This window comes from Planococcus koreensis, assembly GCF_004761975.1.
Lineage (GTDB): Bacteria > Bacillota > Bacilli > Bacillales_A > Planococcaceae > Planococcus > Planococcus koreensis.
The window spans coordinates 44,021-54,887 of the sequence record NZ_RQII01000037.1; the positions used below are offsets into that span (position 1 = coordinate 44,021).

General features: G+C 47.4%; 11 protein-coding genes. All 11 read left to right on the forward strand.

Translation table 11 applies throughout. From position 1 onward, the window contains the following. Nucleotides 1-4 precede the first annotated feature (4 nt). On the forward strand, nucleotides 5-757 hold the full coding sequence (locus EGV91_RS08935; RefSeq protein ID WP_135502791.1) for a hypothetical protein: 753 nt from the start codon (nucleotides 5-7) through the stop codon (nucleotides 755-757). Nucleotides 758-968: 211 nt separating this feature from the next. Then, the gene (locus tag EGV91_RS08940) at nucleotides 969-1,322 is read left to right on the forward strand and encodes a helix-turn-helix domain-containing protein (RefSeq protein ID WP_135502793.1); all 354 of its coding nucleotides are present in this window, start codon (nucleotides 969-971) and stop codon (nucleotides 1,320-1,322) included. A gap of 127 nt (nucleotides 1,323-1,449) precedes the next feature. Further along, entirely contained in the window at nucleotides 1,450-1,830 is a 381-nt protein-coding gene (locus EGV91_RS08945) for a hypothetical protein (protein ID WP_135502795.1), read from the forward strand. Between the two features lie 223 nt (nucleotides 1,831-2,053). After that, nucleotides 2,054-6,250, forward strand: coding sequence for a tetratricopeptide repeat protein (locus EGV91_RS08950; RefSeq protein WP_241666153.1), 4,197 nt, complete (start codon nucleotides 2,054-2,056; stop codon nucleotides 6,248-6,250). Between the two features lie 276 nt (nucleotides 6,251-6,526). Beyond that, nucleotides 6,527-7,195, forward strand: a complete 669-nt coding sequence (locus tag EGV91_RS08955) for a vWA domain-containing protein (RefSeq protein WP_135502797.1) — start codon at nucleotides 6,527-6,529, stop codon at nucleotides 7,193-7,195. Nucleotides 7,196-7,231: 36 nt separating this feature from the next. Further along, nucleotides 7,232-7,747 carry a hypothetical protein gene (locus tag EGV91_RS08960; protein ID WP_135502799.1) on the forward strand — a complete coding sequence of 172 codons (516 nt, stop codon included), beginning with the start codon at nucleotides 7,232-7,234 and terminating at the stop codon, nucleotides 7,745-7,747. Nucleotides 7,748-7,795: 48 nt separating this feature from the next. Continuing rightward, nucleotides 7,796-8,059 (forward strand): hypothetical protein, encoded by a 264-nt coding sequence (locus EGV91_RS08965; RefSeq protein ID WP_135502801.1) that lies wholly within the window; start codon nucleotides 7,796-7,798, stop codon nucleotides 8,057-8,059. 12 nt (nucleotides 8,060-8,071) lie between these two features. Further along, nucleotides 8,072-8,197, forward strand: coding sequence for a hypothetical protein (locus EGV91_RS17480; RefSeq protein ID WP_277751542.1), 126 nt, complete (start codon nucleotides 8,072-8,074; stop codon nucleotides 8,195-8,197). Nucleotides 8,198-8,210: 13 nt separating this feature from the next. Beyond that, nucleotides 8,211-8,729 carry a YcxB family protein gene (locus EGV91_RS08970; protein ID WP_135502803.1) on the forward strand — a complete coding sequence of 173 codons (519 nt, stop codon included), beginning with the start codon at nucleotides 8,211-8,213 and terminating at the stop codon, nucleotides 8,727-8,729. 252 nt (nucleotides 8,730-8,981) lie between these two features. Next, nucleotides 8,982-9,647: a haloacid dehalogenase type II gene (locus EGV91_RS08975; protein ID WP_135502805.1), complete on the forward strand. Its 666-nt coding sequence runs from the start codon at nucleotides 8,982-8,984 to the stop codon at nucleotides 9,645-9,647. Between the two features lie 264 nt (nucleotides 9,648-9,911). Beyond that, nucleotides 9,912-10,867: mannitol-specific PTS transporter subunit IIC (gene mtlA / locus EGV91_RS08980; protein ID WP_158290596.1), on the forward strand; the 956-nt coding region annotated here is incomplete at its 3' end.

Here is a 10,867-nt window from a genome sequence, read left to right on the forward strand (position 1 = left end):
AGGCGTGGAAGAGCTGATCGTGAAATTGCGGTTGACTGCCGCGGAAAATCCGGATGTCACCGTTTTAAAAGAACAAGTATGGAAGCTGCCGGTCGTGTTGTATGATGTGAAAATCAGCCGGGTCAAGCGCTTGAAAATGGATATCTTGATGAAAATGCTGCTGTTCGCGTTCCAGGAACGGGACATCCGCCGCGCTGCTACACTGGCCGACATGCTGTTTGTGGAAGAGCTTTTCATCAGCGACTCGATCGACAAGATGGAACGCACGCGTTTGATCGGGCTCGATAAGAAAGGCTACGCGCTGACCGCGAAAGGGCATGACTACTTGGAAAAAGGCATTTTCGAAGAAGAGATGGAACCGGAAGCGGCACAGATTGTCTACAGTGCGGTCCACGATGACTACGATTTGCCGAAGGACAGCGAAACGCCAGAAGCAGAAGAGTCACTCGAGCCGTATCGCTACGCGGTGAAAGGTGCTGTGAAAAAAGAGCGCATCCAGAAGCTGCTCTCTGACCGGCCGCCGGAATCCGATGAACAAGGCTTCCAAATCATCACCACTGACATTACAAGCTGCATCGAACATTCGGTGGCCCATGTCCCGTGCATTGAATTCCAATTATACGACCGGAAACAGGACATTTTTTACGCCCGCGTCTGGAACACCGCATCTGCCAGCTGGGATGAAAAGCTGGAAAAAGCGATTGAAGCGCGGGAAGTTATGGGATGGCGGAGAGCGATGGAGAAGCAGGCAAATTGAGACGCTTAAGATTATGAGTAAACCATAAGAAGACGCAGCCGAATCATTGGATTCGGCTGCGTCTTCTTTATTTTATTTACAAAATCAGTAAAATTGTATTTATTCCTCAATTGGTAATATGTTACTATTTGATTATGTGTTAGGTCTTAATGACCAGTGAGCTAATAACTTGTCTCCACCGCTTTGCCAAAAAACCTTAAGGAGCTTCTCAATGACAAAACTAGCTGAGAATTTAAAAACGTTAAGATTGCAGAACAAGTTAACCCAGCAGATCGTCGCTGGACATTTGAAGATTACTAAAGCGGTATACAGTAAATTCGAAATTGGCACGACCGAACCATCGTTGAAGCTGATGATGAAGACAGCAGATTTGTACAACGTGTCCCTTGATGAGTTAGCTGGAAGGCAGTTTACGCCTAACGGAAAAGTGATTGATCAATTGCTGATGAAGAAAGAAATGACGAAGGAAATCAATAGCTTAGTCAAGCAAATCGGCAATGAATTTATCCAAAGCAAAGAAGCGGATATTGTGAAGAGGCTGAAGCAGAAGTTTAATTTGAATTGATTATTAAATAAGAACCCAATACCGCACCATGTTTTTGAAAATATAAATATACTGGATAAAGAATTCAGAAAAATCGGAATTGACATTTCTTCTTTAGATTTTATTATTAAAGGTGAAGGATAAAAAAATGGGAAGGGTGAATGCGGTGAAGAAAACGATTTTCGTAAATGATATTTCTTCGATCAAGCACAATCATTTTTCATTTAAAGACGATTTGGGTGTAATCAAAGCTGATCCATTTGTCATCAAGAAAGCTCCGGACGGCAGCCCGTATCATTTCGACAAAGATGATTTAGAGGAAATGAGCAAGTACGAGAAGGATCTTGCACCGCATGATGAAAAAGACAGCCTGACGAAAAAAGAGTACATCGAAAAAATGAAAAAGGAATTCTACCATCATATCCGTTCCGGCAATATGGATGAAATCTTAACCCGATTGTACAAACTTGACCCTGAAAGCGTTCAGCTCAAGTGGGGAGGCCCGGTAGAGCATAAATTTAAAATTTGAACGCGTGTCAATCATGGCTTGCTTCTACACTGATTGTTTAAGGCAATTCATGCCAAAAACCGCCGCTCCTAGGAAAATAGCATTCCCAGGAGCGGCGGTTTTTATTTAACAAAATGGATGCCACATTTCTTTGGGAATAACAAAAGCTCGGCCGAAAACCATTGCGCCCTAGAATTTTCCAGAATATAATAAATCATCCGAACAAAAAGGGGATAAGCAAGAAATGAGAGTTGGGGAGAAAATGAGGGCAAATGACATAAAGACTGCAAGCCAGCTGGTCGAGGCGATTCGTGGTTTATGGGATGCACGTTCAATAAGCCGCCTGCGTGAATGGCTGGAAGAATTGGAAACGGAAGATGATTATTACCGCTTGATCCGCCTGGCGGATCAAATGGATTTATACAAATACAGCAATTTTTTGGCGACGCATGCGTATAAGCGTTTTGGGACGCTGCGGCCATTTGCCTGGCATTGCACACGGCTATTGGAGAACGGCAAAAGCCTGGAAGCGGAAGAGCGCATGAACGCTCGCCTTCAAGGGCTTGCGGATTCCGCCTATACGGTGGAAGAATGGGTTTCGGCATACACCCTGCTGTTTCGGGTATTTTGCCAGCTGAACCGTTTGCCGGAAGCGAAAGAGCAGTTGGACAAAATCAGCGAAGTACAAGGGGTGCTGTGGCCGGATTTGGAAGCGTTCTATTTTTTGCACGGCGGTGAATGGGACAAAGCGGAGGGCATTTTAACGGACGCGTTGGCGGGGCAATCAAAAGAGCGTGATGAGTATGTGCGCCTGCTACTGGCGGACCATCTATCAATGGCGGGCCGACAAGCGGAATCTTTGGAGATGCTGCGAAAAGGGCAGGCCTTGTATCCGGGCAATTGGTCATTTTGGATGGAGCAGGTGAGGCGGCTGTTTTTGCTCGGCCGCTACGAGGAAACGATTCAGCTTACAGAAGCAGTCAATGCGCAAAATCCGTATCACATCAATAAGGAGTATTATGCCTATTTGACAGCAGAATGCCTCTATAAATTAGAGCAATGGGACACGCTTGATGAGTGGATCCGGGACCACAAGGCAGTGCTGGAAAAAACGATTTACGGCAAGAAAGAGATTCAGCGCGGCGCGATCCGCAAGCAGCTGGAGCTGACGCCGAAAGTCCAGAAGCTGGATTATTGTGTGCCGGCTTCGTTGTCAATCATGCTGGAAGCATTCGGCATGGACATCGGCCAGGACGAAATCGCTGAGCACGTCTTCGACGTGACGGGTTCCAAACTGCGCACGACGATGGAGTATATGGAATCACTCGGTTTGCGTTCACAATATTTCAAAGGCACTGTGGACATCTATAAAAAGATGATTGATGCCGGCGTTCCGGTGCTGCTGAGCATGATGGTCGAGAACAATGCGCATGTCCAAGTCGTCGTCGGCTATGATGACCGGCTGCAGGCGCTCCTGATACAGGACCCGAATGACCAGGCGCCGTTTCTAGTGCCTTATGCTGAGATGAAAGACGCGTATAAGCTGACCGATTCGCTCAGCATGGTGTTTGTGAACGAAGCACAAGCGCATTTATTGGCGCAGCTGGATGAAAGGGAGCACCATTTCTTCAAGCGCTTGTATGAATTTCTCGATGAAGAAGGCGAAGGCGAGAGCGAGGCATTCATCGATTTTCTGCAAGAACACAAGGGAGAACGCTACGCGGCTGTGGTCGGGATTTCGATTTTGTTTTCAGATCGCGCGAAAGCGCTGCACGATACATGGATTGGGCAGCTGCGCCAGGAACTTGGGGTAGACGACGCGGAATTGGCTTTGCTGACGGCGCATCTGCATTACCAGAAAGACGAAATGCCGAAGGCGCTCGCGAGTCTTGCAGCGGTGAATGAAAAAAACAGCCCGTATGCGCTGTTTTTAAGAGGTGTCATTTTGATGAGCCAGGACAGCCAGGAACGCGCCATCCCTTATTTAAAGCAATCGATTGAGCTGGATCATTACCAGCCGGCCGCTTACAGCCATTTGGCGCGCTGCTATATGGAAGTCGGAAAACTATTCCAAGCGCATAAATGGTCGGCAATCGCGCTTGCCCAATTGCCATCGGATATTTACGCGCAGATTACGCATAGCCTGATCCAGTATGAGTCGGGCGCTTACGGAAAAGCCTTGGAGCGTTTCCGAAAACTGAGTGCGGAAATGCCGGAGGACGGCTATTTCGTCTACGAAATCGGGCGCTGCCTGCTTGCGCTCGGTGAAGAAGCGGAAGCGATCGAACATTTTGAACGTTATATCAAAATGGCTCCCGAGCGGCCTTATGCGTATCTGCGAATCGCTGAAATCCATATGGAAGCTGAAAATTGGGAGCAGGCGATGGCCATTGTCAATAAAGGCATCGAAGGGGCCGAAGAGAAAGACGTGCTTCACGTTTACCGCGGCCATGTCGCAATGGAACAAGAACAATTCGCAGCGGCAGAAGCGGATTACCGGAAAGCGCTCGAACTCGACCCGGATGATTTATTTGCGGTGACGTATATTACGCATAGCTTGGTGAAACAGCAGCGTTTTGATGAAGCGGTGGCCTTTTTGGCAAGCTACGCGGAACAAGGGGACACCGGATTTTTCATCCGGTCGTCGACGATGCTGTGGGAAGAATGGCCGGAATATGCCGGCCAGCAGCAAGCGATTGCGTTATTGGAAAAAGGGCTCAAAAAGAAAGAATTGGAAGGGTTTGCGGACATCGCGCAGCAATACATGGAATTCGGGGAGCATCCATTGTTCCGCAACCGGGTGCTCAAACAATTTAAAGAAATGCGGCACGTTGAAAGGGATGAGAAGCTGCTATGTTTGGAAGGGCAATTGCATGAGCAGGCTGGGAACAGCGCGTTTGCCCGCAAGCTTTATGGGCAGGCGCTTGAAAAAGCACCGAGTGCGCAAGCGCATTTCCAGCTGGGCTTAATGGCAATGGAAGCGGGCCGGCACAAAACAGGCATCCGTGAGCTTCTTTCCAGCACAGAGCTGGACCCAGGCAATACCGCGGTGCGGGAAGCATTGATGCATGCTTATATCGAGATTGACGACATCCCGCGTGCGTTTGCGGTGGCGCTGTTCATTCTGCAAAATGATCCGCTGGAGCTTGAATTCGATGACTTGTTTGAACTGGCGGTGACAGAACAATCGGTGCACGCGATTTCGAAAACGCTTGAAAGGGTGGCCGGGCAGGTGCCTGAGGAATGGCTCTTTGCCGGTAAAGCGTTGTGTGCGGAAAAAGAAGGCAATTTCGCGGAAGCGGAAACGCTGTTTGGACAGGCGAAAGCGGTCAATGGGGCATTCCCTTCCCGCTACCAGCATGTGCAATTCTGTGCACGAAGAGGCGAGTTCAAACGTGCTGTGGCTTTATTGGAAGTGTTGATCGCCGAACGGCCGGAAGACGAAAGGCTGTACGGGGAATATATCCGGATTCTTGCACATCTGGGCAAAACGCATGAAATCAATAAGCGTCTGAAAAAACGGCTTCGCGGTGAACAATTGGGCTTGGCCCAAACGTTTTGCGCCGATGAACTGGCCCAGTGGTTCACCGAAACCGAAGAAATGGAAGAGGCGGAAGTGCAGCCGAGAAAAGGCATCGTCGGCAGGTTCTTCCACAAAGCACAGCGGCTGCGAATGATTTCGCACGTTTTTGCGTTATACGATGAAGCCGCCAGGCAGATTCCGGAAAACGAGTTGCCGGTCATGCGGCATGGCGCGTTTTGCTTAAGCCGTGGAATGGCGAAAGAAGCGGTCGACGAATTAAAGCCTTTCGTCAAACGCACTGGCCATTACGAAGCCGCTGTCATGCAGCTGCAAGCCATGGCGCAATTAGCAATCGAAGAGGATTCACTCAAGATTATCCAAGAAGCCCTCAGCCTGGCTCAAGAGCTTCACGCACGGCAGCCTGCCGATGCGGCGGTGTTGACGGTATGGGCCGAACTGTTGGGGAACCTGGAAAGGGACAAAGAGGAATTGGAGAAGTACGAACAGGCATTACTCTTAGAACCGTTCAACCCTGAAACGTATACACTTGTCATGCAGACATTAGCTGAACAAAAGCCCGGGGAAGTGGAAGCGTTTATCGCGGGCATTCCGGAAGAAGTGGAAATTCCGGAATGGATCGAGCTTGCCTGCGCACAAAGCCAGTTGGCCTTAGGCAATGCATCGGCCGCTCATGCCATTTTGGTACCGCTGACGCAGCGGGAAAAAGAGTTTCAGCCGGCCATTTACGAGCTGGCGCGCTGCGAAATGAAGCTTGGCAATAAAGGGGCAGCGGTTAAAACCTTGCGTAAATTGTTCCGCAAAGAAGGTTCGGAAATGTACGTCCTGGTCATTTCAGGAGAGCCGCTGTTTAAGGGCATCCATGATGAAATTGATGAATTGATTGAGGAATTGCTGTAACCTGAAATTTTATACCGCAATATATTAAAACAACGATTTCTATTATCTGCAAAGCCGCTCTCCTTGGATTAACATCTTGGGGGAGGGGCTTTTTAGTTTATTCACTTTTATAAATGGAATCGAATTGCGTGCAACTCAGTTTTCGATAGAAAACATGGACAGGCGAAACATGAATCGAAATGGTATTTAGAACATTATAAATAATTAGAAATTAATGGTTTCAAAATGAAATTCTCTTGTTATACTAAAGAAAGGAATAAATTAGGAGGTTGAAAAATGACGACGATTTCATTGAAAAAGAAAGCCGCGACGATTGTATTGGAGAAGAAGAAGTTGACGGGTGTCGTGGCAAAGGTCGGCATCGTGTTGGATATTTCAGGCTCGATGCGTAGTTTGTACCGGGAAGGCGTCGTCCAGGAAGTCGTAGAGCGGGTGCTGGCAGTAGCAAGCCAATTTGACGATGACGGCGCTTTGGATGTCTGGATTTACGACAACGAATTTTCCCGATTGCCTGCTGCGACGGAAGCCGTTTTTATGGGCTATGTCGAAAAGAATATTTTATCGAATGACAAGGTACATAAATTCGGCAGGAACGATGAGCCGAAAGTGATGGAAGACGTGATCCGCAAGTATACGAAAGAAGAGCCCAGCGACGATCCGGTCTTTTTGGTCTTCATCAACGACGGCGGCTGCAAGCCGGGAATCAAGAAATTCATCGTTGAATCATCTTTCCAGCCGATTTTTTGGCAGTTTATCGGCATCGGCGATTCCAATTTTGATGTGCTGAGAAAACTGGATACGATGGAAGGGCGACTTATCGATAACGCCAATTTCTTTCATTTGGAGGACGTCAGCAAAGTGTCGGACGAAGAGCTGTACGATCAGATGCTGGACGAGTTTCCACAATGGCTGAAAGAAGCGAAAGAGAAACGGATTTTGCGCTGACTGGTAAGTCCAAAATGAATTGAAGGAGAGCGGGAAATGTCGAACCTATCGCTCGCGGAAGCGGTGAAACTGAAAAGTGTATTAGCCAAACGAATTCACGAATTGGAAGAAGAGATGGACCGCGTGGCATTTGTGGAAGTTGAAAAAGGCAGCAAAGTGCCGAAACAGGTCCGCTCGCTGTCAAAGGTCGAAGTGGAGATCGATGAGATCCGCAAAGATTTCCGGCTATTGGACAAATTGATGTACCGCGCCAATTTTGAAAACGTAGTGAATTTCAACGGGGAAGAGCTGGTAATCGTGGAAGCGATTGAACTGGCAACTCAGCTGCGTGCGAAAGCACGGAAGTTCAAGGAGTTCGGTGCTGCTGCAAAAGAAGAGCATCAATTCGGCTATGGGGAAGGGCTGCCGCTCATCAAACGGGCGATGTTCGACCCGGAGGAATACCGCGTCAAAGCGGTTGAGCTGGAACGGCAGGCCAACCGGCTATCGAATGCCATCAACACGAAAAACTATTCAATCTTTCTGGAATTCGACAGCGAGAAATATTTCTGATCCTTGGAGCGGTGAGACTCCGCTTCAAGGCATGGAAGGAAACCTCCTTTGCACCACGGTGCAATTGCTCTGATGGCGAATGGCAAACCAATGACCCATTACCCATTATCATTTTACCTGTTACCGATAACCAACCAAAAGCAAATGGCGGCTGAAGGCCACTTCAAGTTTATCATTCCTTCCATGAATCCTCCTGCCACTTGGCAGGGGGATTATTTTTTGCAAAGAAGAAAAATTTCAGGATTCTACCCGATTTGCTGGAAAGTATTTGCTTGTGCTGCCTTCATTTATTTTCCAATTAGTTTAAGATAAGAGTAGGATGATTTGTCTGACGACATTAGTTTGTTGGTGGGACAAGCGGAAGAACGCGGACTTGAGTACGTAGTGATGATGTACAAGCAGTTCACAAATTCCTATCATTTCCATGCAGGAGTAAAATCGGAAGATTAAAAGGAGTCGAAATATGGAAATAAATTACAATATAACGGAAGAGACTTATATGGAATTTTATCTGTTCCAGGCTAAAAATTCCAAAGCGATCAGAAAATCAATGATGACTCAACGGTTTTTAACACCTCTCCTGTATTTGGTGGGAGCCGTTATCGTATCTTATATCTTGGACATGCACTTATCGATTATGGGAATCCCCTTTCTGATCTTCGGGTTTTTATGGATGCTGTTCTTCCCCGTGCATTTCAATCGCCAAATCAAGCGGACGGCGAGGAAAATGATTCGAGAAGGAAAGAACGAGGGAGTTTTAGGCAAGCATTCAATGGTTTTTACAGATGAAGGCTTGAAGGAAACCAATGCCACAGGGGAAACGAAAGTTGCGTGGGTTTGGATTCAAGATCTGAAAGAAGACGAGTCAAACTTTTATCTATACCATACTGGGATTACAGGCTTTATTGTCCCGAAAAAAGATTTGATGAATGTGGACAGCATCAGGAGCCTGCTGCAAGACAAAATCAGCACACATCGCTAATTTAAAACGTAAAATTACATGCGCATAAAACCGCTGCTCTCCCCAGGCAACTTTCCGGGGAGCGGCGGTTTTTTTGTACTTAATCATTTAACTGTACGGTTGTTTGGTTTTCTATACACGGGTACAATTATCGCAAATTCCGACTGTGCTGGCTGATTTAGGGTAAAGGATATAAAAAAGCGAGTCAAGATTCAGGGTTTCAGCAGGGTTTGTGAAAGTCTGGAATACGAAATCGTTGAAGGAGGATTCTCAATGGGCAGCCAAATTAAAGCTTTTGTTTTCGATGTCTATGGAACATTATTTGATGTGACAGCAATTAAAAAAGAATGCGAGGAGCTTTATCCGGGATACGGCGAGAAAATCAGCCAATCTTGGAGAGCTAAGCAAGTTGAATACTTCCTGCTGCGCCAGCTTATGGGGAATTATGCAACGCTTCAGTCCATTACCCGTCAGGCGTTGAAATACGTCTTAAAAGAACAAGGGCTTGAGCCGGATGAGAAAAACGAGCAGCAATTGCTTGAAGCCTATCTCCGGTTGCCGCTTTATCCAGAAGTGGCAGATGTACTCAGCCAGTTGAAGGATAAAAAGCTAGTGGTGTTTTCAAACGGATCACACGACATGCTGGACCCCTTGATCGAGCATGCAGAGCTGCAAACGCTGTTTGCGGAAGTACTTAGCATTGATGACGTCAAACAGTTTAAGCCGGCACCAACTTCTTATGAATACGCTTTGGAAAAGCTGGGGATTGAAAGCCATGAAGTGCTATTCATGTCATCAAACGGCTGGGATGTGTCAGGAGCCAAAAATTTCGGGTTCCAAACGGCTTGGATCAACCGCAAAAACTTGCCGGTAGAAGAACTGGATTTGCCGCCGGATTATATTTTCAAAGACTTGAACGGCCTGTTGAAATGGCAATGAAACACAGCAGAAATGAGCGGCAATCGGCATTGCGTTGGAAGTATTGCTTCGAACTCAGCGGCTTTCATAGAATAGGCTTTTTATGGCCTCTTGAACGCCATCTTTAGTTGCTTTCCTTCTATTAGAAAATAGAAACATCAGCGTTGTCCGAAAGGCGGCGACAAAGATGACTTTCTTTCTTATTGAATGCGCTTCCATTTATCCTCTATACTTCGACTAAGAAGAAAAAGAGCAGCAGCTCTGATAACAGAAAGGATGAATGAGATGAATCAAGCTTCAATGAAGGTCCGCGTTCAAAAATTCGGTAACTTTTTAAGCTCGATGGTGCTTCCAAACATCGGCGCATTTATTGCTTGGGGATTAATCACGGCATTATTCATACCGACGGGCTTTTTCCCGAATGAACGGCTTGGCACAATGGTCGGTCCGATGATCACCTACTTGCTGCCACTATTGATCGGCTATACAGGCGGCCGGTTGATTTATGAACAGCGAGGCGGCGTTGTTGCAGCGATTGCGACGATGGGGGTTATCGTTGGCGCACCAGATACACCGATGTTTTTAGGCGCGATGATCGTAGGTCCGCTTGGCGCATTCGTCATCAAGAAATTCGACCAATTGATCGAAGGCAAGATCAAGACTGGTTTTGAAATGCTGGTCAATAACTTTTCTGCCGGTATTTTGGGCGGAGCGGTTGCCATCCTGGCATTCTACGGAATCGGGCCAGCAGTCAAGGCGTTAACAGATGTTCTTGTATCCGGCGTTGACTGGCTGCTTGAAGCGGGCTTATTGCCGCTGACGAGCATTTTGATTGAACCGGCGAAAATCCTGTTCTTGAATAATGCCATCAACCACGGCATCTTGTCGCCGATTGGCTTGGAGCAAGTCCAGCAAACCGGGAAATCACTTTTATTCCTATTGGAAGCAAACCCAGGACCAGGTCTTGGTGTCCTGCTTGCGTTCATGATATTCGGCAAAGGGATTGCCAAACAATCGGCTCCGGGAGCCGCGATCATCCACTTCCTTGGAGGGATCCACGAAATTTACTTCCCGTATGTCTTAATGAAACCACTCTTGCTGCTGGCAGTTATTTTCGGCGGAATGAGCGGCGTCTTTACTCTTGTATTGATGGGCGGCGGCTTGGTTGCGCCAGCATCACCCGGAAGCATCTTAGCGATTGCGGCTGTAACACCGCCTGAAGGCATGGCCTATGTTGCCAA

Excerpts from the sequence above, each read along its gene's own strand:
- EGV91_RS08940 (WP_135502793.1), top strand. The coding sequence starts at position 969 with ATGACAAAACTAGCTGAGAATTTAAAAACGTTAAGATTGCAGAACAAG.
- EGV91_RS08945 (WP_135502795.1), top strand. The coding sequence starts at position 1,450 with ATGGGAAGGGTGAATGCGGTGAAGAAAACGATTTTCGTAAATGATATT.
- EGV91_RS08950 (WP_241666153.1), top strand. The coding sequence starts at position 2,054 with ATGAGAGTTGGGGAGAAAATGAGGGCAAATGACATAAAGACTGCAAGC.
- EGV91_RS08955 (WP_135502797.1), top strand. The coding sequence starts at position 6,527 with ATGACGACGATTTCATTGAAAAAGAAAGCCGCGACGATTGTATTGGAG.
- EGV91_RS08960 (WP_135502799.1), top strand. The coding sequence starts at position 7,232 with ATGTCGAACCTATCGCTCGCGGAAGCGGTGAAACTGAAAAGTGTATTA.
- EGV91_RS08970 (WP_135502803.1), top strand. The coding sequence starts at position 8,211 with ATGGAAATAAATTACAATATAACGGAAGAGACTTATATGGAATTTTAT.
- EGV91_RS08975 (WP_135502805.1), top strand. The coding sequence starts at position 8,982 with ATGGGCAGCCAAATTAAAGCTTTTGTTTTCGATGTCTATGGAACATTA.